Source organism: Chitinophaga skermanii (assembly GCF_003259335.1).
Classification (GTDB): domain Bacteria; phylum Bacteroidota; class Bacteroidia; order Chitinophagales; family Chitinophagaceae; genus Chitinophaga; species Chitinophaga skermanii.
Map to the genome: position 1 here is coordinate 99,609 of NZ_QLLL01000009.1, position 24,314 is coordinate 123,922.

Below are 24,314 nucleotides of genomic sequence, written 5' to 3' on the forward strand. Positions count from 1 at the left end.
ATATAAGTACCAAGTAATCTCCAAGTACCTACCATGTAGTTTCCAAGTAGTTTCCATGTAATTCCATGTAGTTTCATCGATACTACATCGATACATCATCGATGTTTCCCTTACTAACCATAGTATTTTATCGATATTCCCCTTACTATATCCTTATCCTTCCTTTACTTTCATCAACCCGGCATCAAATTCTAGGAACATGCTGCCTATTCAGCCTTTGGCTACGCCCCCTAGGGCTTATTAACCCCTTTTTTTCTCCTTTCAATAGAAAAATGGGGGATGCAAAACCATTGCAGGATGTATTCGTATTTTTAATTATATAGCGGTATGAGTGGCGGATGATCAGTTGATTTGCAAGCGATTAACAATCCACACCTGCTTCTAATAATATTCTAATTTCATTCACAAACCCCGTAAAAAAAATTTCGTACCTTTGCAACTCGCATAGACAAACTATGCCCGAAATATTTTCACCAATAAACAATAAGATGGACAGTCACCAGGATTGTATCAAACTTAATTTTTTAACTCTCTCGCCTTTGTAAGAACGCGGCTGCGTGTTCCTGCTGAAGGGCGGGGTAAAACACAAGCTTATGTTCAAATTTTTATTTTCCAAAAAAAGGAAATTCCTCAAAGAATCAGACGAAAACGTTTACACTTACCCAATTGGCGCCGATGCTATGCCTACCGTAGCATACGAAGCAAAAAAATATACCAACGTTTTCACTATCAAGCCTAAATACTACAAGCTGAAAAACAAACGTGCAGGTCATCACCTAGCTGCCTTCTAGCTATTTGATCTCATCCATACACGGTTATTCGTTTAAAACAAGCCGCTTGGTTATACGCAATTCCATTGCGCATTAAACCTTCCGGCTGGGAACTTGTCATATTTATACTAAAAAGTGCAATATGAAACGAATTTTGCTACTCATCGCAGCCATGGCAAGCCTACAGTTGGTTCATGCCCAAACAGCGCCTAAACAAGCGCCTAAAGACCAACAAGAGGCACCGAAGAAGGATAAAAAGAAGAAAGATGGTGACGAGCACCGTACTTTGAAGAAAGAATGGGAAGGATTAGGGTTGAATGATGAACAAAAATCCAAACTTGCAGGCATTAACAAGTCGTACCACGATGGCGTTAGCGCTGTTGAAAAGAACGCGGCTTTGGATGACAATGCAAAGAAGAAACAAATCAAACAACTTAAAGACACCCGTAAACAGCAAGTAGATGCGGTATTAACGCCAGAACAGCGCACAAAACTTGCGCAAGAGAAAGGCGACAAGAAAGAAGAAAAGAAGGATAAGAAAACAAAACCTTAAACCAATTTTCACAAGTATACTTCCCGTTCTTAGCAATAAGGGCGGGATTTTTTTTGCATAAAAAAAGACGCTTGCACAATGGCCAGCGTCTTTTTTCCCAAAAAGAGAAATCTGGTTTACACCAGTTTAAAGGTTTCTGTAAACTTGGTGGTGAAATTACCTTTACGGAAATCTTCGTTGCGCATCAATTGCTGATGGAAAGGAATGGTTGTTTTCACACCTTCTACAACGAATTCGCTCAACGCACGTTCCATTGTGTTGATAGCTTCTTCCCGTGTTTGCGCGATCGTAATGATCTTAGCGATCATTGAATCGTAAAACGGGGGAATAACGTAACCCGCGTAGATATGAGAATCTACACGTACACCATGGCCACCTGGCGTGTGCAATACCGTGATTTTACCCGGGGAAGGACGGAAGTCGTTATACGGATCTTCGGCATTGATACGGCACTCGATAGCGTGCATTTGCGGGATATAATTTTTACCGGAGATAGGAATACCAGCAGCGATTTTGATTTGTTCTTTAATCAAATCGAAGTTGATTACCTCTTCCGTAACGCCGTGCTCTACTTGGATACGTGTATTCATTTCCATGAAGTAGAAATTACGGTGTTTATCAACCAAGAACTCGATGGTACCAACACTTTCGTAATTGATAGCAGAAGCAGCTTTGATAGCAGCCTCACCCATTTTCTCACGCAATTCTGGCGTCATGAATGGAGAAGGAGATTCTTCTACGAGTTTTTGGTGACGACGTTGGATAGAGCAGTCTCTTTCAGAAAGGTGACATACTTTACCGTATTGGTCGCCGGCAACTTGGATTTCGATGTGGCGAGGTTCTTCTACGAATTTCTCCATATAGATACCATCGTTGCTGAAAGCGGCGCGAGCTTCGTTTTTAGCCATGTTATAGGCATTTTCGAGTTCGCTTTCTTCCCATACAACGCGCATACCTTTACCACCACCACCAGCAGTTGCTTTCAAGATAACGGGCAAACCCATTTCTTTTGCTAACTTCTGTGCTTCTTCTACGCTTTTCAACAAACCATCGGAGCCTGGAATAACAGGTACACCGGCAGCAATCATGGTTTCTTTCGCGGTCATTTTATCACCCATTTTCCTGATCATCTCAGGAGTTGGGCCGATGAATTTGATACCGTGTTCGCCGCAGATTTCAGCGAAACGAGCGTTTTCAGCCAAGAAACCGTAACCTGGATGGATTGCATCCGCGTTTGTGATTTCGGCTGCCGCCATGATATGTGGAATGTTCAAGTAAGAGTCGCTACTTTGCGGCTTACCGATGCAAACAGCTTCATCCGCAAAGCGTACGTGAAGGCTGTCTCTATCAGCAGTTGAATAAACCGCCACCGTTTTGATACCCATTTCTTTACACGTACGAATAATACGCAGGGCGATTTCGCCACGGTTGGCAATCAATATTTTTTTAAACATTGTTAAAGTAATAGGTTATAAAAAGTTTAAAGTTGAAAGGGTGAAAAGTTAGCGGGTATTTTGGGCTAGGTAACATTTACATGTAACTAGTTGAATACCGGGTAACGTTTCAACCTTTCAACTTTATAACAAGTTTATGGTTCAACTAAGAATAAAGGCTGGTCGTACTCTACTGGAGAAGCGTCTTCTACCAATACTTTCACGATTTTACCACTGATTTCGCTTTCGATTTCATTGAACAATTTCATTGCTTCAATGATGCATACAACTTTGCCAGGAGCCACTTCATCGCCAACACTTGCGAATGCTGGTTTATCTGGACCTGCGCTACGGTAGAAGGTACCGATCATTGGAGATTTGATAGTAACCAAGTTGCTAGCAGGAGCTTCAGCAGCTGGTTTAGGTTTTTCAGCAGCAGGAGCCGCAACTGGTGCAGCAACTGGAGCAGCCACAGGAGCAACAGCTTGAATAGGCGCTGCTACTGGAACAGTTACTATTTGTTGTCCTTCAAGATCTTTTTGTTTTATAGTAATCTTAAACGTGTCTTGCTCAATGCTCAGTTCACTGATATTAGATTTGTTAACAATCTTAATCAGCTCCTGGATTTGTTTAAAATCCATGTAAACAGTTTTTGGTTTAGAAATTTTAGTTTGCGGTGTTAAATTATATCTACTATTCTTTTACTCTTTCGATGTATTCGCCTGTTTTGGTGTTGATTCTAATCAATTCACCTTCGTCGCAGAACAAAGGAACCATCACTGTAGCACCTGTTTCAACGGTAGCTGGCTTCAAAGTACGTGTAGCTGTATCGCCTTTCATACCTGGCTCTGAGTAAGTAATGCGCATAACGATTTTGTCAGGCAATTCAACGCTCATGTGTGCTTCTGTTTCTGTATTGATAGCAACAGATACTTCTTGACCGTCTTTTAAGAATTGTGGAGCATCGATCATAGTTTCTGGTAATACTACTTGCTCGAACGTTTCGTTATCCATGAAGTTGTAACCTGAGTCGTCTTTGTACAAGAACTGGAAAGGTTTTTTCTCTACGCGAACTGGGAAGATGGTATCGCCAGAGTTCCAAGTATGCTCGATTGAACGGCTATTGTCAACCCCCTTTAACTTTGCCCATACTTTGGCCGCGGCGCGGGCGGTTTTATTCTGTCCAAACTCTACAACAGAATATAAACTGTTATCCAGTTTAATAATTAATCCTGTTCTGATATCTGCAGTTGTAGCCATAAAATAGGTTACTGATTTAAAGTTAGAAATTTATTAGGATTGCAAAAGTAAAAATTTAATGATATGTACAAACAAAGTTTGCCATTTTTACCATGAAATCTTACCATTTTGGCCCAATTTTCGTGTTTTTTCACGAAATCCTAGCAAAAATAGGGTAATTTTAACTTTACCATTTCATTAGTTTACGAGAATATTAATCATTAATTCATTTAGAGACTATGCGTAGATTTCTTTTGATGCTGTTTTTGGCAGCGTGCTGTGCGCCCAATCATGTGTTTAGCCAATTAGTGAAACATCAGACCCAAACCAGCCCTGTGGCCGATACGGTGCCATTATACCGTAAATATCCAACGATCCCTGCATTCCCACTTTACACCGTCGACAATAAGCCATTCGACAAATCTAGGCTCAAAAAAAATAAACCTACCGTGGTATTTATTTTTAGCGTGGAATGTGACCATTGTAGGATTATGACCGAAGAAATTCAAAAAAACATTGCCAAGTTCAGCAACAGTCAAATTCTTATGATCACCCCTTTTAAAGTGGATCGCATGAAGGAATATTATGATGAGTTTAAGATTGGTAACTATAAAAATATTACCATGGTAAGTGAGCCTACTCGCCAGATCATGCGGTTTTATGACTTACATTATTTCCCTGGGGTATACATATATGATAAAAAGCAATCTTATACGAAAGGCTGGGAAGGTGGCGTAAAACTCGAAACTTTACTTGCCAATTTATAATCTAATTTTTGCTAGATTTTAACGGCGATAATTAGCTAGAATCACTATTTTTGTTACCCAAATATTCTTCACTCAAAATAATAAGATAAAATGAAAGTTACTGTAGTAGGTGCTGGAAACGTAGGTGCAACCTGCGCCAATGTTTTAGCCCACAGGGATTTCTTACAAGAAGTAGTGTTACTCGATATTAAAGAAGGTACTGCAGAAGGTAAAGCACTCGATATGTGGCAACAAGCCCCAATCGATTACTATAGCACAAAAACAGTGGGTGTAACGAACGATTACGCTAGAACTGCCGATAGCGATGTAGTGGTAATCACTTCTGGTTTACCACGTAAACCGGGTATGAGCCGCGATGACTTAATTTCTACCAACGCAAACATCGTTAAATCTGTTACAGAAAACATCAACAAATATTCTCCAAATGCCATCATCATCGTTGTGTCTAACCCACTCGACGTAATGACTTACTGCGCGTTCTTAACTGCAAAGAAAGACAGCAGCAAAGTATTTGGTATGGCCGGTATCTTGGATACAGCACGTTACCGTGCGTTCTTGGCTGATGAAATCGGTTGTTCTCCTAAAGACATCCAAGCAATTTTGATGGGTGGCCACGGTGATACAATGGTTCCATTGCCACGTTACACTACAGTAGCAGGTATTCCTGTAACTGAATTGGTAGCAGCTGATAAATTAGAAGCTATTATTCAACGTACAAAAGTAGGTGGTGGTGAAATCGTTAACTTGTTGGGTACTTCAGCTTGGTATGCACCAGGTGCTGCTGCTGCTCAAATGGTTGAAGCGATCGTTAAAAACGAAAAACGCATCTTCCCATGCTGTGCATGGTTAACCGGTGAATACGGTTTGAAAGATATCTACTTGGGCGTACCGGTAGTATTGGGTAAAAACGGTATCGAAAAAATCATCGAGTTAGATTTGAACGAAGATGAAAAAGCATTGTTAAGTACTTCTGCAACACACGTGAAAGAAGTAATGGACGTGTTAGATAACATGAAAGTAGTTACTGCCTAAGTAATTCTTTCTCAATATATTAAAGGGACTCTCTGCCAATGGTAGGGAGTCCTTTTTTTATACCTCAACGGAAACTGTAAATATTTATTTAACAGTATATTGACAATTAGATGTTGCAACATCTAATTAATTGCTGTTACCTTTGCTTCATCAAAACACATCAAAAACATTATGAAAAAGTTATTGCTCGCCCTCGTGGCATTTGCCCCACTTACGATGTTCGCACAGTCAACAACTTGGAACAACGACCCGGCTCACACCTCTATTAACTTCAATGTTACGCACCTTGGCATTGCCCAAGTAGCCGGTAAATTCGATAAGTTCGAAGGTGCTATCCAAAGCGATAAAAAAGACTTCACCGATGCTAAAATCAACTTCACAGTTGATGTTACTAGCGTGAATACCTCTGTAGAACCACGTGACAAGCACTTAAAAAGCGACGATTTCTTTAGCGTAGAGAAATACCCAACTATGAAGTTTGTAGGTACTTCTTTGAAGAAAGTAAGCGGAAATAAATATGTATTGGAAGGCGACTTAACAATCAAAGATGTTACGAAGAAAGTAAAATTTGATGTTGTTTACGGTGGTACAGTGGTAGATCCATGGGGTAATAACCGCGCGGGTTTCGATGCTACTACGAGCATCAACCGTTTTGATTACCATATCGATTTTGGTAAAGACAACAACGCCGTTGGTAAAACTGTAAACTTGGTTTTACACCTCGAATTCACACAGAAAAAAGCGTAATCGCTTCAATTGATAGATGATAGGTTAGGAATATAGGGCGGTGATTTTCATCGCCCTTTTTTTGATCAGAATTAACAATATGCTTAACTTTAATTTCTTTATAAGAAGTGAACAAACAGAAAAACCTACCACGCAAACTTTGTAACTCGTGCGGTTAGCCTTACTTTTTATAGAATTAGGTCAAATGCATTTCTTCTCAAACACCTTATTACTGCGCATCTTATGTCGAATCTCGAAAAGCTGATTGCAACTAAATCATTCTCAAATGAATACCACAAGGGTATGGTAAGTTTAATTTACGTAGGCAACTGGATGATCGCCCGTCATCAACAGTTCTTCAAACAGTTCGACATTACCATGCAGCAATACAATATTTTGCGCATCCTCCGTGGACAACATCCCAAAGTTGCTAGCATTAACACCCTAAAGGAAAGAATGCTCGATAAAATGAGTGATGTTTCGCGCCTTGTTCAACGCCTCCGTAAAGCCGGCCTGATCGATACAAAAAGTTGTGATCTCGATCGCCGTGCTGTTGATGTTCGTATTACTGAGAAAGGATTAGAATTACTGAAAGTGATTGACGAAGACTTACAGAAATTAGAAGTCAACCTCAGCAATAACCTCACAGAAAAGGAAGTTTCGCAACTCAACAAATTGCTTGATAAAATCTTGGATAACCAATAATTACTTCGCCGCCCCAGTTCTAGCTTTTACACTTTCAATATCTTCCCCGAAGTTGAACACATACCCATCTGGGTCCGTGATGGCAAACTCGCGCATTTGATGTTCGAAATCTTCGATATCGTACAGGATATTGGCCTTGGTTTTCAATTCTTCCCAAACCTCGTCTACGTTATCAACATAAATGTAGAAGCTACCTGTGTATTGTGGTGCCTCCTCTTTCATTACCGAATTTTTAAGACGGAACATGATATCTACTTTTCCCCGGCGAAGGCTCGCCCAGAAAGCTTCGCCGCCTTCACACCTGGTCATTATATTTAAACATTCAAACCCCAATACTTCTGTATAGTACTTTACAGAGGCCCTTATATCACGCACAAAAAACATAGGTGTTAATTGCTGTAGCATACCGATTGATTTTCTTCAATTTACAATAAAAAACGGGCACCGTTATAAATCGATGCCCGCTAATGAAATTGTTACATTCGGTTGTTTATTCCTCTTCAACATAGTCGAGATCCTTTCCAAAAGTCTCCTTACTTGTGATGGCGGCAACAAACGCAATGAGGATGCAAAGTAAGCCTGTAATAAGGCCACTTGCTAGATAGGGTGATCCAAAATAGTCCTTCAAGCCAACTTGAAGGTATAAGAAGATCGGTGTAATTAAGTTCAGCATTCCACGCGCATAATTTGGTGCTGTTGTAGCGGCCATAGCGCGGAAATTGGTACCAAATTGTTCGGCTGCCATTGTTACGAAAATAGCCCAGAAACCTACGCTGAATCCCAGTAAACCACAAATTGCATAGAATGTTGTTACACTTACGCCATGGGCACTGAAATAGAGCAATACGCTTACGAGGGTCATCGTGTAAAAGATGTACAGCACTTTTTTCCGGCTTTTTAACCATTGGCTGATAGCGCCACTGGCTAAATCACCAAAGGTTAAGGCAGCGTAACAGATCATAATGGCTTTACCAGGATCAACTGTGCCTTTTACTTCCAACTTTTCAGCGAATGAATTGGAGAAGAACACGAGAATCCCAACAACATACCAAGTGGGCATCCCAACGAGAATGCATTTTAGGTACCGCTTGAACCGGTCGCCGTTGGTGAAGAACTTGAGGTAATTCCCGCGGCTGACATTGGTTTGTTGCTTACTGTTGTGGAACATACCAGATTCTACTACGCTTACGCGGAGTAAAAGCAAAGCTAAACCTAGGCCGCCACCAATAAAGTAGCAAGCGCGCCAGTTTTCTCCGAATGCTTGGGATACAAAGTAAGCAGCAACGGCTCCAGAAATCCCGATACTGGCAACGATCATCGTCCCAATACCGCGTTTTTCTTTCGGAAGTACCTCTGCTACTAATGTAATACCAGCCCCTAGTTCGCCCGCTAAGCCTAAGCCTGCAACAACGCGCCAGATCTTGTACCAAACAATTGCGTTTTCCCCATCAATTAATCCATTGGCAATATTTGCCACGGAATACAGCAAAATAGACCCGAATAACACCGACAATCGCCCGCGTTTATCGCCTAAAATGCCCCAAAAGATACCGCCGATTAACAAACCGGCCATTTGGTAATTGATCAGCGCAAGCCCTACTTCTTCGATTTGTTCTTTATTCAAACCTAAAGACTGTAAGCTTTTGATACGGATAATACCGAATAATAATAAGTCGTAGATATCTACAAAATACCCCAACGATGCTACGATGACAGCAGCATTTAAAATTTTTGTTTTTTTGGTTGACGTGGATTCAGGATGCATATATAGTTAACGTGAAATAACGTTGTATGGCCCCTACTCTCCTTGCTGCGACGGTGCTTCTTTATTTTCACCTGGCAAAACCGTTCTTTGTTTTGGTTTACCAAAGAAGATTTTAATCAATACAGGTAATGTAGTGATCAAAATAATCACGATGATAATCAGCTCTAAATGCTCTTTTAAATTCGGGAATATTTTATCGAGATAATGTCCTGCTAACATAAGGGAGAAGACCCAAGTGATGGAACCGATGATGTTATAGAACATGAATTTTTTACGATCCATTTGTACGATACCTGCGATAATCGGCGCGAAAGTGCGCACAATAGGAAGGAAGCGCGCGATAAAAATAGCGCCACCACCATATTTCTCGTAGAAATCGTGTGCTTGTTGCAAGTGTTTCTTCTTGAACAATAAAGTATCTTTTTTACGGAATAACATAGGACCTGATTTCTTGCCAAACCAATAGCCGACTAAGTTACCGATAATGCCCGCCAATGCGATAAGGGACATTAAAACAAAGAATGGGATGTTGAAGAAACTTTCGCACAGTAATTCACTGTAAATACCGGCCACGAATAACAAAGAATCACCCGGTAAAAAGAAACCTACGAATAAACCAGTTTCTGCAAAAATGATAAATAATAATAAATACAATCCTCCATGCTCAATGATCCACTTGGGATTAATCAAATGCTTCAAAAACTCTAAAAACTGGTCCATGCAAAATTTTAATTTATGACAAACTACTACAATCGCTTACGTGAAATAGACGTGGAAAAATAATGATTTATATGCTAAACAAAAGTTATTTTTCGTTCTTGCTAAGATCCAGCTTGCCTTCCCACTTAGACACAACCGCCGATGCCATGGCATTACCGATTACGTTAGTAGCGGAACGACCCATATCTAAGAAGTGGTCGATACCTAATAAAAGTAATAAGCCCGCCTCAGGAATATTGAACATAGCCAGGGTACCGGCAATTACCACCAAGGAGGCTCTTGGTACACCGGCAATACCTTTAGAGGTGATCATGAGTACGAGCAACATGGAGATTTGTTGTTCGAAACCTAAGTGAATACCATAGGCCTGTGCAATGAATAAACTTGCAAAGGTCATATACATCATGGAACCATCGAGATTAAACGAGTAACCTAATGGTAATACGAAACTTACAATCCTGTTATCGCAACCAAACTTTTCTAATGCCTCCATGGTACGCGGGTAAGCCGCTTCGCTGGATGCTGTACTGAAAGCCATTAAAATAGGCTCTACTAAACGGCGGAATAGGTGAATAATTGGTTTACCGATAATTAAAAATCCTACTAAACCCAGTAATATCCATAAGGCGATCAGACCGCCATAGAATTGAACAACGAATACGCCGTAGGTAACTAGTATACCTAACCCTTTTTGTGCAATGATGTTAGCCATGGCGCCAAATACGGCAAAAGGTGCGAAGTTCATCACGTAACCTGTTACTTTCAACATTACATGTGAAACAGCATCCATTAGTTTCACTACCGGTAAGCCTACTTCCCCGATAGCAGCTGTTGCCACACCGAAGAATAGGGAGAATACAACGATTTGGAGAATTTCATTATGAGCCATTGCTTCGATCGCGCTTTCAGGGAAAACGTGCGTAAAGAAGCCTTTGAGAGTCATTGAAGCTTTAGCAACGCCCGAGTTTGCGTGCACATCGGGTAATGGTAAATGTAAGCCCACCCCTGGTTTTAAAAGGTTTACGAGTACCATTCCTAAAAACAAGGAAACAAAGGTAGCCGAGATAAACCATAACATAGTTTTAGCTCCAATACGGCCAACAGCCTTAATATCACCGAGTTTAGCTACGCCCAACACTAAAGTAGAGAATACCAATGGTGCGATGATCATCTTTACAAGGCGGAGGAATATATCGGTCAAAATCGAAACGTTATCGCCGAAGGTTTTGATAGTTTCCTGGTCGTCGGTCGATTCCCGTACAATTGCGCCGGTGGCGATACCGATTACCATGGCTATTAAAATGAATACTGTCAGCAGGTTCGATTTTTTCTTCATGCCTAATAATAGTTTTGCTGTATGTTATTGTTGCTAATTATTGTCCCATTTATTACAACCCAGGCTTGGCATAGGTTGAATGACTATCCAGTTACAGGTAATGCCGGGCGTAAAATTTCCCAAAAATAAGGTTTCAAACGGTAAACACGAATTGTTCTGGTGCTGTTTTCGAGAATTTCCGCATAAATAAAAATTGAGGCATTTTATTTTAGAAATTCTATATTTGGCGAATCTATAAAATCTAAACTCTCTAATATCAACCTTACAACAACAACTTTGTATGAGTAGACTCTTTGTCAAAAAGCCACTCGGACAACTCTTGAATGAAGCTTCAGAATCAGAAAAGGGTTTAAAAAGAACATTATCAGCCAACAGTTTAATCGCGCTCGGAATTGGAGCCATCATTGGTGCGGGCTTATTTTCTCTTACCGGTCTCGCTGCAGCAAATAATGCTGGTCCTGCTGTTACAATCTCTTTCATTATTGGTGCTATTGGATGTGCTTTCGCTGGTTTATGCTACGCGGAATTTGCCTCTATGATCCCGATTGCGGGTAGTGCTTATACCTATTCTTATGCCACCATGGGTGAATTCATTGCATGGATCATCGGTTGGGATTTAGTTTTGGAATACGCTTTAGGTGCGGCTACAGTAAGTATTAGCTGGTCGCAGTACCTTGTAAAATTCTTACATCACTATAACATTCACTTACCGGCACAGTTAACCAGTTCGCCATTCGAAACGGTTACTATGTTGGATGGTTCTGTTGTACACGGTTGGTTAAACTTACCGGCTGTATTGATCGTAGTATGTTTATCTATGTTATTGATCAAGGGTACGAAAGAATCTGCTTTCATCAACGGCTTACTCGTTGCTTTAAAAGTGGCTGTAGTATTAGTTTTCATTGCTGTAGGTTGGGGTCACATCAACCAAGCTAACTACGATCCATATATCCCTGCAAATACAGGTGAATTTGGTCATTTCGGTTGGTCTGGTGTATTCCGTGGCGCAGCGGTTGTATTCTTTGCTTTCATTGGGTTTGATGCAGTATCTACTGCTGCCCAGGAAGCGAAAAATCCGCAAAGAGATATGCCACGTGGTATCTTAGGTTCTTTGTTGATTTGTACTATTTTATACGTATTGTTTGCTCACGTAATGACAGGTTTAGCGCATTATACAGAATTCGCTGGTAGCGCTGCACCGGTTGCTGTTGCCATTGAAAAAACACCGTACGAATGGTTGAAACAAGCTATCATCGTTGCGATCTTAGCAGGTTACACCTCTGTAATCTTGGTAATGTTAATGGGTCAATCCCGCGTATTCTACTCTATGAGTATGGACGGTTTATTACCAAAATCATTCGCTACTGTACATAAGAAATTCCGTACACCGTATAAATCAAACTTGTTATTCATGGTATTCGTGAGCTTGTTCTCGGCTTTCGTTCCAGTGAATATCGTAGGGGAAATGGTGAGTATCGGTACATTATTCGCCTTCGTGTTAGTATGTGTGGGCGTAATGGTAATGCGTAAATCGCAACCAGATGTACCTCGTCCATTCAAAACACCATTGGTTCCAATCGTTCCAATCTTAGGTATCATCATTTGTTTTGCATTAATGGCATCATTACCATTTGATACTTGGTTACGTTTGGCAGTTTGGATGGCTTTGGGTGTGATTATCTACTTCGCTTACAGTAAGAAAAACAGCGTTTTAGGTAATAAACTTTAGTACTAAAAAACTTACATATATGGCCGCTCTTGCAAAAGAGCGGCTTTTTATTTTAGCAAGGAGGTAGGAATAACGGCGGTTTAGGATTTTTTAACCCTTCTTTTTCAGCCAGGAAATTCCCAAATCCACATTATTTAATATTTTTGCATCCTCGTTGATGGTTAGCCGATTGCTCCCATCAATCCAATAAATAAAGATTCATATGGGAAGAATATTCGAAGTAAGAAAACACACCATGTTTGCCCGTTGGGACAAAATGGCTAAACAATTTACCCGTATCGGGAAAGAGATCGCTATTGCTGTTAAAGCTGGTGGCCCAGACCCGGATAACAACCCTGCCCTCCGTCGCTGTATGTTAAACGCTAAAGGTGTGAACATGCCTAAAGACCGTGTTGAAGCTGCGATTAAACGCGCGATGGGTAAAGACAAAACTGATTACGAAGAAGTAGTATACGAAGGTTACGCTCCACATGGTGTTGCGGTAATGGTTGAAACTGCTACTGATAATACAACTCGTACCGTTGCAAATGTGCGTATGCACTTCAACAAAATGGGTGGTTCACTCGGTAACAGTGGTTCGGTAGCTTTCACATTCAACCGTATGGGTGAATTCAAAATCAAAGCTGAAGGTCAAGATATCGAGAACTTAGAATTGGAATTGATTGATTTCGGTTTAGAAGAAATCGGTGAAGATGCTGACGGTAATATCATCATCCGCACTGCTTTCACAGATTTCGGTAACATGTCGAAAGGTTTGGAAGATAGAGGTATTACACCTGAAAGTGCAGAATTGAAAAGGATTCCTTTGAACACAGTAGAGTTAACGGAAGAACAAGCGAAAGAAGTATTGGAATTAGTGGATAGATTAGAGCAAGACGACGACGTTCAACAAGTATTCCACAACTTGCGATAAGATATTATTATCAATATAAAAAGCCTTCTTTACTATGTAGAGAAGGCTTTTTTAGTGTATGAAGGATGAATTATGTACTAGAATTTATTCACAACGTTTTGCATGTCACCTGCTTGGAATGCTTGGATATTCGCAACAAGGGTATTCATTAAACGTGTACGTGCTTCCTTGGTAGCCCATGCAATATGCGGTGTAATAATACAGTTCTTCGCGCCCAGTAATGGATTCAATGAGCTTGGGGGTTCCTGCGATAATACATCTAATGCAGCACCGGCTATTATGCCATCATTTAATGCTTTTGCTACATCGGCTTCGTTCAACAAGGGGCCACGGCTAGTATTTACTAAAAATGCTGTAGGTTTCATTGTTTTTAATCTAGCTTCGTTTACAAACCCTTTATTCGCATCGTTTAATGGACAGTGCAAGGATATAATATCAGCCTCTTGGAACAAAGTAGCAACATCCACAAAATTAACATTTTCCATACGATCGCGTTCTGGGTGTTTATGATGAGCAATCACCTTCATACCAAAAGCCATAGCGAGTTTAGCCACTGCCTGCCCGATATTTCCGAAGCCTACGATACCCATCACTTTCCCATATAGCTCGATTAGTGGGGATTTCCAATATGCAAAGTCGGCACTAGCTGCCCAGTCACCATTATGCACGCTGGCACTATGGTCGCCTACATGATGACATAATTCCAAGATCAAAGCCATCGTGATTTGAGCTACACTAGCTGTAGAATAAGCAGGAACGTTCGTAACGGGGATTTTCCGTTCAGCGGCTGCTTGTAAATCCACCACGTTAAAGCCAGTGGCCATTACACCGATATAGCGAAGTTGATCGAGTTGCGCAATTGTATCAGCGTTCAACACAACTTTATTAGTGAGCACGATGTCAGCATCTTTTGCACGCGACACTATTTCGTTTGGCGGCGTTCTATCATATAATTTTACATTTCCGAGGGCCTGCAAAGCATCCCAGTTTAAGTCGCCTGGATTAAGCGTATAAGCGTCGAGTACAACAATGCGCATAAGTAACAATTGAGCGACGAAGTTACAAAAAGCAACAACGCCCGGCCTATACGAATATATGCCGGGCGCTTGCGGAAATGCAAAAACAATGTCAAATTGCTTGAGAAGTGCTAATCTGCTCGAAAGTGTTTTTGATCTTATCGATCACGAAAATGCCTAATACCGATTTATATGTGCCGTAACAAAATTTGCCATTGAGTACGAGGTTGTGTTCTTTACCGAGAGGATGGATTCCTTCCATCAGTCTCACGAAACGCATACGTTGTATACCGCCACCACAGCGATCACATTTGCTGTGTTCGAAACGTTGATGGGTGATAACCATGTTATTACAGCGTAAACATCTAGCTTCCATACTAAGATTTGGTTGTTTGGGTAAGGTGAATCATTAAAGTTTGTTTGGGCAATTTTCTACTTTATTCCTTTTACAAACCCGGCTTAAGAAACGGGTGGGTGTCTTTATAATAGTGGTTTACGCTGCTTTAAAAAACTTAAAGAGGTCAACCGGAAGATTAACCCCTATCAGCTTATAAAAAAACCGTTAAGCAATTTAAAGTTCAATGCTGCTAAGATAATGCATTGAAAAAATGGAAGCTAGCAAAGTCTCTCCTGTATTGAAAATGAATAGGAAATGAACAAAAAAAATCCTTCTGAACAAAATGAACAGAAGGATTCAATATTGAACAAAATGAATAGGCTATTTTTATGTATTAGATAACCTTTTTTCTACCGCCTTGGAGCCATGCGAATAATTGTGCTTTCGCCACATTTGGATTGGATGGATCACAATTAATAATGAGGAAATAGCATCCTAAAATGCTCATTTGCCAATCGGCCGATACATGCCCATCTTTGCTGCAAAAAGTTTTCTTGAAATGCTCGCTGACTGGGTATTGCAATGCTACACAGGCTTCCATTGCGCGGAATAAAGCTGTTTTTACAAGGGCATTGTCATTATACCCCAGCTTTTCCATTACTTCACTGGCATAATACTCCAATGGTTCGTGCCGCAAATTAAAGTGCTCAACCGACAACACTTCATCTAAGTACTCATATATCTTCAACATAAAAACTTATTTTTCCGGGTTTGCCAATTTGCCGAATGCTTCTTTTTGCTCGTCCGTTAAGTTTTTCGGTACCGTTATTCCAATTCTCACGAAAAAATCGCCTGTACCACCTTGCGCATTGGGCATGCCTTTTCCTTTCACTCTAAATAGTCTTCCACTATCCGTTCCAGCGGGAATGCTTAATTGTAAAGCGCCGCTAGGTGTATTTACTTGTACTTTGCCTCCCAATATAGCTGTATATATATCTATTTGTATATCGCTGTAAATATCGTTGCCGCTGATTTCGTAACCGCTGTGATCAATGCTGATACTAATGAGTAAATCGCCAGCTTCGTTGTTATTACGCCCTGGCTCCCCTTTGCCTTTCAAGCGTAAGATTTGACCTTCGTAAGTACCGGGTTTAATTTTCAAGTTTAGCTTTAGCCCGTTTACTTCAATTTGCTTTGTTGCGCCGTTTATAGCATCTGAAATACTTATGCTCATACTTGCATTAATATCACGCCCACGGCTCGATCTCGTTCTTCCTCCCCTACTTCGGCCACTAAAACCCCCACCAAATAAATGTTCGAAAAAATCTGAAAAGTGCTCTCCACCTCCACCGCCGCCAAACATATCTTCCATGTTGCCTTGGTATTGATACTGGCCACCACCGTTAGCTCCTTGCCATTTCGACCAGTCGAAATTACCTTCTTGGCCCCCGGCTTGTTCATAATAACGCCAGTTTTCACCAAAGGCATCGTATTTTTTACGTTTTTCTTCGTCACTCAAGACTTCATATGCCTCGTTGATTTCTTTGAACTTTTCCTCTGCCAGCTTATCGTCGGGATTCTTGTCGGGATGGTACTTTACTGCCAGTTTGCGATATGCTTTTTTGATGGCGTCTGCTGTGGCAGTTTTTTCAACACCTAAAACTTTGTAATAATCTTTATAATCCATGTACAATGCCGTGTTTAAATCGATTTGTAAGAAGGTGGTATGCTGGTTAGCACAATAACCCGGCCGAAATTCTTAAACAAAAAAAGCGCGGCTGTTGTTCGGCCGCGCTTTTCAAATATCTAACAGGATGACTTATTCAGCCATCATTTCCATTACAGTTTTAACTACATCTTCAGCGTTAGGTTTAGAGAAGTAATCGCCATCAGAACCATATGCAGGGCGGTGTGCCTGTGCGGTTAATGTTCTTGGAGCAGTATCTAACCAACGGTAACCACCTTGAATTTCCATCACTTGTTGGAACATGTAGGCCGAAGCGCCACCTGGTACGTCTTCATCAACAAACAAGATGCGGTTTGTTTTCTTCAATGAAGCCAAAATATCGTGGCTTAAATCGAATGGCAACAATGTTTGCACGTCGATCAATTCAACTGAAATACCCAATTTCTCTAATACTGGTAATGCCTCTTCCACAATACGTAAAGTAGAGCCATAAGAAACAATTGTAATATCGTCGCCACTGTGCAGTGTATCTACAACACCTAATGGAACAGTGAATTCTTCTAGGTTTGTTGGTAAGTTTTCTTTCAAACGGTAACCGTTTAAAGATTCGATCACAATTGCAGGTTCATTTGCTTTTAACAAGGTATTGTACATACCTGCTGCCTGTACCATGTTACGTGGCACACAAACGAACATACCACGCAAAGAATTGATAATCATACCCATTGGGGAACCTGAGTGCCAAATACCTTCTAGGCGGTGACCTCTTGTACGAACGATAATCGGGCAGAATTGTTGACCTTTTGTTCGGTATTGTAAGCTCGCGACATCATCACTAAGTGGTTGTAAACCATAGAGTAAATAATCGAGGTATTGGATTTCGGCAATTGGGCGTAAGCCACGTAGTGCCATCCCGATACCTTGACCCATGATGGTTAATTCGCGGATACCTGTATCTGTAATCCTGTTTTTGCCGTGCTTCTGTTGGAGCCCAGAGAACGCTTGGTTAACGTCGCCAATTTTACCAACATCTTCACCAAAAGCAAAAACTTTAGGATTATTTGTAAAAAGCTGGTCGAAATATTTATTCAACACTTCGTAACCATTAAGCACAGTAGGCTCTTCGTTATATGTAGCGGGAACAACTGGTACATTAAGTGCCGAGTTGTTGCCTGTAGCATGTAAGTACGAATTGTAATTTTCTTTTTCGCTAGCAAGCAGGTTATCGTAATAAGCCTTCAACTGAGCAATAGCAGGCGTATGAAGTTTATTAGAATGGAAAAGAATATTAGCAGCCGATTTCAACACATCGCGGCGTTGAGGCTCGCGGTTAGCTTGTAATTCTTGGATAATATGAGTAATGAAAGCAGCGTCTGCTTGGCCTTCATTTACAACATTACTAGCTTGCTCAACGAAAGTATTTACTTCGGATTTGATCGTGGTGATGTATTTCTCCCATGCGCTTTTCTTTGCTTCAAGAACGGTTGTTTTAGCATTTGCTTCTATTTCTAACAAAATAGCATCATCAGCTAATGCATTTTCGATAATCCACTGGCGGAATTTCAAATTACAATCGAACTCTTTTTCCCATGTAAGACGTTCTTTCGATTTATATCTTTCGTGTGAACCAGAGGTAGAGTGACCTTGCGGTTGCGTGATTTCTTCTACGTGGAACAATACTGGTACGTGATTTTCGCGTGTTTTGCGGATACCTTCTTCAAAAGCTTCACACATACCGGCATAATCCCAACCTTTAACGTTGTAGATTTCGATACCGTTTGTGTCGGCTTGTTTGCGGAAACCTTCTAAAGCTTCTGAAATAGAGCCTTTTGTGGTTTGATATTTTCTAGGAACTGAAATACCATAACCATCATCCCATACAAATACGGCTAAAGGCACTTCTAAAACGCCGGCAGCATTAATGGTTTCCCAGAAATGGCCTTCAGAAGTAGAAGCATCACCGATCGTTGCAAAAGCAACTTCGTTACCGTTATTAGAAAGATGTGTATATGATGAAAGTTCACTAACGTTTCTGAACATTTTCGAAGCATATGCTAACCCTACTGCACGGGGCATTTGACCAGCAGTTGGCGCCATATCAGCGGCTGTGTTCTTCATTTGTGCAATCGGTAAGAAATCACCATTTGCATCGATATTAGGCGTTGCAAAATGGGAGTTCATTTGTCGACCGGCAGAGAATGGGTCGTTTGCGATGTTAGGATCTGCATATAATTGCGAGAAGAATTGCTCAATCGTTGCAATACCACTAGCAAATGCAAAGGTTTGATCGCGGTAATATCCAGAACGAAAATCGCCGGGCTGAAAATACTTAGCCATTGCAATCTGCGCTACTTCTTTACCATCCCCAAAAATGCCAAATTTCGCCTTACCTGTTAAAACTTCTCTTCTAGCGAGTAAACTCGTTTCCCTACTCTCACAGGCAATACGATAATCTTGAATCACTTCCTTGCGGAATTCATCGAATGATAACTGGCTATCCGTTTTCATAGCTAATTCATTATTTGCTTTCATGCCTTTGCTGTTAAAGTACAAATGTAAGGTTAAAAAATAATAAGTGAATACCCAACCAAAAGGTGTTGAAACCTTTTAACATCCTGTATTATTTTATAGATACATTCATAAAAAGGAAAAGATTTTTTAAGAAGATTTTAATATATTGCCATACACACTTAAAATTTTGGCAGTAAATTTGTTTTGCTATCAATCGTTAAATCAATCGTATTTAACCATTCGTTTAAAAAACCAAATGTTTTTAAAGATGAAAAAATTTATCTTATCCCTATTTGCGAGTATGTTTTTAGCAACAGCTCTATTCGCACAAGCTCAATCAGGCAGCACCAACCCAGTTGATGCAAAAGTGAAATTCAAAAGCGAAACAGTTGATTTCGGTACAACGAAATTGAACAAAGCTGTTACCGTTAACTTTGAATTCACCAACACAACAAAAGAACCGATTTTAGTTGAAACTGCTAGAGCTTCCTGCGGTTGTACACAACCTACTTGGACTGTTGAGCCAATTTTACCTGGTAAATCTGGTAAAATAACGGCTACTTACTCTGCAAATGGCGTAGGTCAACAAAGAAAAACTATCTGGGTAAAATTCAAAAACCTTGATACTGAGAAAGAACTTTACTTACAAGGTAAAGTAGAAAACTAGTCTGACATTATTTTTTATAATAAAGGTCGCTTCACAAGAGCGGCCTTTTTTATTACCCAAAATCTTCGCCGTTTAAATAAAATCCCCTGCCCGCTTTGATCGTCAACGATTTGATATATCTACTTTCCCTACCTTTGCAAAGCAAAAACGAAACAATCATGCCTACCATTAGCCAGAGAGGCCAAATGATGCCACCGTCCCCAATCAGGAAATTGGTGCCATTTGCCGAAGCAGCCAAAAAAAGAGGAACGACAGTTTACCACCTGAACATCGGCCAGCCCGATATCGAAACACCTGAACAGGTTTTAGACGCGGTACGCAATTCTCATTTCAAAATATTGGAATACAGTCATAGTGCCGGTAATGAAAGCTACCGCAAGAAATTGACAGAGTATTACAAACGCTTTGATATTGATTTAACAGCACAACAAATCATTGTTACAACCGGTGGCTCTGAAGCTATCTTGTTCGGGTTTATGTCGTGCTTAGATCAAGGCGATGAAATCATCATCCCGGAACCGTTCTATGCAAACTATAATGGTTTTGCTGTAGCAGCGGGTGTACATGTAGTACCAATTTCTTCTAGTATCGAAACAGGATTCGCGTTGCCACCAATCGAAGATTTCGAGAAAGTGATTACGTCAAAAACGAAAGCGATCATGATCTGTAATCCAAACAACCCAACAGGTTATTTGTACAGTCAAGAAGAATTGGAAGTATTGAAGAAAATTTGCTTGAAATATAACTTGTTCTTGTTCTCTGATGAAGCCTACCGCGAGTTTTGCTACAGCGGTAAACATTTTTCAGCGATGAACTTGGAAGGAATGGACAATAACGTGGTGTTAATGGATACCATTTCTAAGCGTTATAGTGCATGCGGTGCTAGAATTGGGGCTTTGGTAACGAAGAATCAAGCCGTTTTGGATGCTGCTATGAAATTTGCCCAAGCAAGATTATCACCACCAAGCTTCGAGCAATTAGCAGGCGAAGCAGCTGTTGACCTACCAGGGGATTACTTCGATGAAATTAAAGCTGAGTATCAATCTCGTAGAGATATTCTTGTAAAAATGTTGAACGAGATTCCAGGTGTGTTCTGCCCTAATGTAGGTGGCGCATTCTACGCAATGGCTAAATTACCGATAGACAATGCTGATAGATTTTGCCAGTGGTTATTGGAAGAATTCGAGTATGAGAAGCAAACAGTTATGTTATCACCAGGCACTGGTTTCTATGCAACACCTGGCTTGGGAACAAACGAAGTACGTTTAGCATACGTTTTGAATAGGGAAGATATTACTAAAGCAATGATTGCATTAGGTAAAGCATTAGAAGTTTATCCTGGTCGCGTTTAATACGCGACCATTTATATACACCCGGGTTATTTTTTATGTAACTGAATTGTTAATATAAAATTAAACCCGGGTTCTCTTTAAACCCCGTAATTTCGCTCCATTATTCCTTACCAAGGAAAATAAACACATTATAAAATATTCTATATTTTATTTTTTCAATAAAAAGATGAAAATTTTAAGTGAATCGCTTTTATTTTCCAATTTAGGTGTGTATATTTGTATCAGTTCTTACGACAACAAAGAAAAAAGGAAATATGTATTAAAATTACATATGATTGCAACAAATCCCTAAACCTGTTTAGCAAAAAATTAACTTGTATAATTTTGCCAAACGTTTAAATGGTCCGAACTTTGTATTATAATAATTATGTAAAAAGTCTGCGACAAACTAAAACGTTTTAGCAAATTAATCATATTTTTGTATCAGTTTTTCATAACGTGGAATTTATAAAGGCAAACGGCTCTGATCACAGAGCCGTATTTTTTTCCTCTCCCTCCATTTCCATTAGGTAAATCCTTTTAGCAAAACATTTAGTCAACTCCCCTTACTTTCTTTATTGGGCCTATAATTCATCTTTTATACTAATCATAAAAAACGTTGGACTAATCTATAGTTCCCACAGTTTTTTTTCATATTATTGTTATGTAATGAAAAGACAAGTAGAGAATCGTGTGCATACATGATTCTTTCGCTAGTTTTCATAACGTGGAATTTTTAAAATGCGCGGTCCTGAATCTTCGGGACCGTCCTTATTTAAATAGCTTCTAGATATTTAATTATTAGCGCTTAAAGCAAGCAATAAGAGAGAATAATAAGTAGAAATCGACGCAATAGGGGACGAATGGAAAAGATGCGCCAGGAACAATAAGTACAAAACAAAATGGCATAAAAAAAGGTGAGCGAAGTGCCCACCTTTTAAATTACATATTTGCTTTGATCATCGTGAAGAAATCATCAAACAAATACCTTGAATCGTGCGGACCCGGGGTAGATTCTGGGTGGTATTGCACAGAGAAGGCTGGCTTGTTCTTGATACGGATACCTTCAACGGTGTTATCGTTTAAGTTGATGTGCGTTACTTCGATGTTTTCAGAAGCAGCGACTGCGGTTGCATCGATCGCAAAACCATGGTTTTGCGTAGTGATTTCACATTTACCTGTTAAGAGATTCTTAACTGGATGGTTCAAACCGCGGTGACCATGGTGCATTTTGTATGTTGGGATACCGTGCGCCATTGCAAGCAATTGGTGGCCCAAGCAAATACCGAATAATGGACGGTTTGCTGCTAATACTTTCTTAATAGTGTCTACTGCGTAAGTAAGTGGCGCTGGATCGCCAGGACCATTAGAGATGAAATAAGCGTGTGGCTTAAATTCCTCCATTTCTTCAAATGTTGTAGCAGTTGGGAAAACTCTCAAGTAAGCGCCTTTTTCGCTAAGACATTTCAACATGTTGCGTTTTACACCATTGTCGAGTACCGCGATACGGATCTCTGCGTTTGCGTCACCTACATGGTAAGCTTCTTTTGTTGACACTTCTGTACACAATGCTAAACCTTCCATAGAAGGCACTTTAGCCAATTCTGCTTTCAGCTGATTTTCGTCGAGAATTTCGGAAGAAATGATGACGTTCATAGCACCTTTACTGCGTACGTGAGAAACTAACGCGCGGGTATCTACATCATAAATTGCCACCAAGTTATTATCCAATAAAAATTGCTCTAACGAATTATCAGCCATTTTGCGGGAATAATTGTAAGCAATGTTCTTACAGATAAGGCCACTAATCTTAACGGTATCGCTTTCAACATCGTCTTTTTTAGTGCCATAGTTACCCACGTAGCAATTATTCATAATCAGCACCTGTCCTTTATATGAAGGATCAGTAAATACTTCTTGGTAACCGGTCATACCTGTATTGAAACAAAGTTCCCCGGAAGCGGTACCAATTTTACCGAACGCTTTCCCATGAAAAACAGTACCATCTTCTAACAACAGCATGGCGGGCTGGGCGGATTTTGACTGAGGCATCTTCTTTCTTCCTTGTTTTGTATTTTTTATGGTGGTGTTGCATTCCCTGGAGTACAACTCCGACCCGGTGAAAAAAACTGTGCAAAGTTAGGAAACCAACAGGTAATTCGTGCAATTATTTTGAATGTTTTACAATTGCCGGCCATGTTTGTTTATTATAGTAAAAATTTGATTTACTGTTAATTGTAAATGATTCATGCTCAATAAAAAAATGCAAGCCTTTCGACTTGCATTTAGTATGTTAATTTTTATTATTTGAATTATTGCAAATTCCGTGAATCAATAACTGCTTGGGCGATATCTTCGGCTTCTTTGTTTCGGCTTGTATAGATCATACAAAAATACTGCATGTAAGACCCATCCCCTACAACGCAAGTTTCTACGCTTAATCGCTGCCCATAATCATCCAACCATTCGCCTGTGGAATAATAACCGGGGGCTTTTGTATTCATCTTTCCTTTTGCGGTCACTACTTGGAAATTATACTGCCCAGGTTGTTTTAATAATGCCATCCAGTTTTTCTGTAATATCTCATCATGGCTAACTTGGTCACTTCCCAACGATTTATAATAAATATAATAAAATGTGAATTTACCTCCTTCTACTGTGCATTTGTAGGTTTTCTGTTCAAATCCCGACCTAAATGTTGGAAAGAATGAATGGCGGAATTTAGCTAGTTGGGTAGGTAAATTTATTGCAACATGCTCGTCGGTAAAAGTAGACCAACCTTGCGGTGTTGGCACTTTAGGTTCAAAAGCTTTTGTAGTAATTATTTCTGTATGACTATTCTTACTTCCACTATAAGTTGTATACCAATAATAACTCGCCCCTCCAATTATAATTGCGACTAGTAAAATAATTGGCCACCTACTTTTCTTTGGTGATTCAGCAAAAGGACTATGATAATTAGCTGGTTGCTCCAAAATTTCAGTTGCCTGGGATGTTTGGGCTGCTTTTGAAGGCAGTTCTGTAACAATCCCAGGTGTTGTTTGAAGATATTGTTCGTATGTCATACTTGGGTACAA

The 24,314-nt window shown here is 40.1% G+C and carries 24 protein-coding genes; 10 read left to right on the forward strand and 14 right to left on the reverse strand.

All coding sequences use genetic code 11. From position 1 onward, the window contains the following. Positions 1-593 precede the first annotated feature (593 nt). On the forward strand, positions 594-791 hold the full coding sequence (locus LX64_RS21230) for a hypothetical protein (RefSeq protein ID WP_148707415.1): 198 nt from the start codon (positions 594-596) through the stop codon (positions 789-791). Between the two features lie 121 nt (positions 792-912). Next, positions 913-1,323, forward strand: coding sequence for a hypothetical protein (locus tag LX64_RS21235; protein ID WP_111599714.1), 411 nt, complete (start codon positions 913-915; stop codon positions 1,321-1,323). 116 nt (positions 1,324-1,439) lie between these two features. Here the strand turns inward: LX64_RS21235 and accC are convergent, their stop codons facing one another. The 3 genes from accC to efp all read right to left on the reverse strand — a co-directional run bounded on the left by accC (position 1,440) and on the right by efp (position 4,016). Next, on the reverse strand, positions 1,440-2,777 hold the full coding sequence (gene accC, locus LX64_RS21240; RefSeq protein WP_111599715.1) for an acetyl-CoA carboxylase biotin carboxylase subunit: 1,338 nt from the start codon (positions 2,775-2,777) through the stop codon (positions 1,440-1,442). A gap of 134 nt (positions 2,778-2,911) precedes the next feature. Then, entirely contained in the window at positions 2,912-3,397 is a 486-nt protein-coding gene (gene accB / locus LX64_RS21245) for an acetyl-CoA carboxylase biotin carboxyl carrier protein (protein ID WP_111599716.1), read from the reverse strand. A 52-nt stretch (positions 3,398-3,449) separates the two neighbouring features. Then, positions 3,450-4,016 carry an elongation factor P gene (gene efp / locus LX64_RS21250; protein WP_111599717.1) on the reverse strand — a complete coding sequence of 189 codons (567 nt, stop codon included), beginning with the start codon at positions 4,014-4,016 and terminating at the stop codon, positions 3,450-3,452. A gap of 218 nt (positions 4,017-4,234) precedes the next feature. On the opposite strand from efp, the gene LX64_RS21255 reads away from it, so the two are divergent. From LX64_RS21255 to LX64_RS21270, 4 genes are all read left to right on the forward strand, one after another. Continuing rightward, positions 4,235-4,762: a peroxiredoxin family protein gene (locus LX64_RS21255; protein ID WP_111599718.1), complete on the forward strand. Its 528-nt coding sequence runs from the start codon at positions 4,235-4,237 to the stop codon at positions 4,760-4,762. Between the two features lie 90 nt (positions 4,763-4,852). Continuing rightward, positions 4,853-5,794 carry a malate dehydrogenase gene (gene mdh, locus LX64_RS21260; protein WP_111599719.1) on the forward strand — a complete coding sequence of 314 codons (942 nt, stop codon included), beginning with the start codon at positions 4,853-4,855 and terminating at the stop codon, positions 5,792-5,794. A gap of 171 nt (positions 5,795-5,965) precedes the next feature. Continuing rightward, complete coding sequence (locus tag LX64_RS21265) at positions 5,966-6,541, forward strand: YceI family protein (protein WP_111599720.1); 576 nt, start codon at positions 5,966-5,968, stop codon at positions 6,539-6,541. 222 nt (positions 6,542-6,763) lie between these two features. Beyond that, entirely contained in the window at positions 6,764-7,225 is a 462-nt protein-coding gene (locus tag LX64_RS21270) for a MarR family winged helix-turn-helix transcriptional regulator (RefSeq protein ID WP_111599721.1), read from the forward strand. Here LX64_RS21270 and LX64_RS21275 read toward each other — a convergent pair whose 3' ends face one another. The 4 genes from LX64_RS21275 to LX64_RS21290 form a co-directional block, all read right to left on the reverse strand. Next, positions 7,226-7,630 carry a VOC family protein gene (locus LX64_RS21275; RefSeq protein WP_111599722.1) on the reverse strand — a complete coding sequence of 135 codons (405 nt, stop codon included), beginning with the start codon at positions 7,628-7,630 and terminating at the stop codon, positions 7,226-7,228. Between the two features lie 85 nt (positions 7,631-7,715). Next, the gene (locus LX64_RS21280; protein ID WP_111599723.1) at positions 7,716-8,990 is read right to left on the reverse strand and encodes an MFS transporter; all 1,275 of its coding nucleotides are present in this window, start codon (positions 8,988-8,990) and stop codon (positions 7,716-7,718) included. 33 nt (positions 8,991-9,023) lie between these two features. Then, complete coding sequence (locus LX64_RS21285) at positions 9,024-9,710, reverse strand: DedA family protein (protein WP_111599724.1); 687 nt, start codon at positions 9,708-9,710, stop codon at positions 9,024-9,026. Between the two features lie 85 nt (positions 9,711-9,795). Beyond that, a complete protein-coding gene (locus LX64_RS21290; protein ID WP_111599725.1) occupies positions 9,796-11,046 on the reverse strand; it encodes a dicarboxylate/amino acid:cation symporter in 1,251 nt (416 codons plus the stop codon). Positions 11,047-11,326: 280 nt separating this feature from the next. Here LX64_RS21290 and LX64_RS21295 point away from each other — a divergent pair, with 280 nt between their 5' ends. Together LX64_RS21295 and LX64_RS21300 are read left to right on the forward strand one after the other, a co-directional pair. Then, positions 11,327-12,775, forward strand: a complete 1,449-nt coding sequence (locus LX64_RS21295; RefSeq protein WP_111599726.1) for an amino acid permease — start codon at positions 11,327-11,329, stop codon at positions 12,773-12,775. 202 nt (positions 12,776-12,977) lie between these two features. Beyond that, the gene (locus tag LX64_RS21300) at positions 12,978-13,688 is read left to right on the forward strand and encodes a YebC/PmpR family DNA-binding transcriptional regulator (RefSeq protein ID WP_111599727.1); all 711 of its coding nucleotides are present in this window, start codon (positions 12,978-12,980) and stop codon (positions 13,686-13,688) included. Between the two features lie 77 nt (positions 13,689-13,765). Here LX64_RS21300 and LX64_RS21305 read toward each other — a convergent pair whose 3' ends face one another. The 5 genes from LX64_RS21305 to LX64_RS21325 form a co-directional block, all read right to left on the reverse strand. Then, entirely contained in the window at positions 13,766-14,725 is a 960-nt protein-coding gene (locus LX64_RS21305) for a D-2-hydroxyacid dehydrogenase (protein WP_111599728.1), read from the reverse strand. A 91-nt stretch (positions 14,726-14,816) separates the two neighbouring features. Continuing rightward, positions 14,817-15,080 carry a hypothetical protein gene (locus tag LX64_RS21310; RefSeq protein WP_148707416.1) on the reverse strand — a complete coding sequence of 88 codons (264 nt, stop codon included), beginning with the start codon at positions 15,078-15,080 and terminating at the stop codon, positions 14,817-14,819. Between the two features lie 355 nt (positions 15,081-15,435). Continuing rightward, on the reverse strand, positions 15,436-15,792 hold the full coding sequence (locus tag LX64_RS21315; protein WP_111599730.1) for a hypothetical protein: 357 nt from the start codon (positions 15,790-15,792) through the stop codon (positions 15,436-15,438). 6 nt (positions 15,793-15,798) lie between these two features. Further along, positions 15,799-16,728, reverse strand: coding sequence for a DnaJ C-terminal domain-containing protein (locus tag LX64_RS21320; protein ID WP_111599731.1), 930 nt, complete (start codon positions 16,726-16,728; stop codon positions 15,799-15,801). 132 nt (positions 16,729-16,860) lie between these two features. Next, positions 16,861-19,260 (reverse strand): alpha-ketoacid dehydrogenase subunit alpha/beta, encoded by a 2,400-nt coding sequence (locus LX64_RS21325; RefSeq protein ID WP_111599732.1) that lies wholly within the window; start codon positions 19,258-19,260, stop codon positions 16,861-16,863. Positions 19,261-19,507: 247 nt separating this feature from the next. Between LX64_RS21325 and LX64_RS21330 the strand changes: the two genes are divergently transcribed. Both LX64_RS21330 and LX64_RS21335 read left to right on the forward strand, forming a co-directional pair. Further along, a complete protein-coding gene (locus LX64_RS21330) occupies positions 19,508-19,906 on the forward strand; it encodes a DUF1573 domain-containing protein (protein ID WP_111599864.1) in 399 nt (132 codons plus the stop codon). A 158-nt stretch (positions 19,907-20,064) separates the two neighbouring features. Beyond that, on the forward strand, positions 20,065-21,258 hold the full coding sequence (locus tag LX64_RS21335; RefSeq protein WP_111599733.1) for a pyridoxal phosphate-dependent aminotransferase: 1,194 nt from the start codon (positions 20,065-20,067) through the stop codon (positions 21,256-21,258). 921 nt (positions 21,259-22,179) lie between these two features. Here the strand turns inward: LX64_RS21335 and carA are convergent. Beyond that, on the reverse strand, positions 22,180-23,289 hold the full coding sequence (carA, locus tag LX64_RS21340; protein WP_111599865.1) for a glutamine-hydrolyzing carbamoyl-phosphate synthase small subunit: 1,110 nt from the start codon (positions 23,287-23,289) through the stop codon (positions 22,180-22,182). A 260-nt stretch (positions 23,290-23,549) separates the two neighbouring features. Beyond that, the gene (locus LX64_RS21345) at positions 23,550-24,302 is read right to left on the reverse strand and encodes a flagellar basal body-associated FliL family protein (protein WP_148707417.1); all 753 of its coding nucleotides are present in this window, start codon (positions 24,300-24,302) and stop codon (positions 23,550-23,552) included. Positions 24,303-24,314 lie beyond the last annotated feature (12 nt).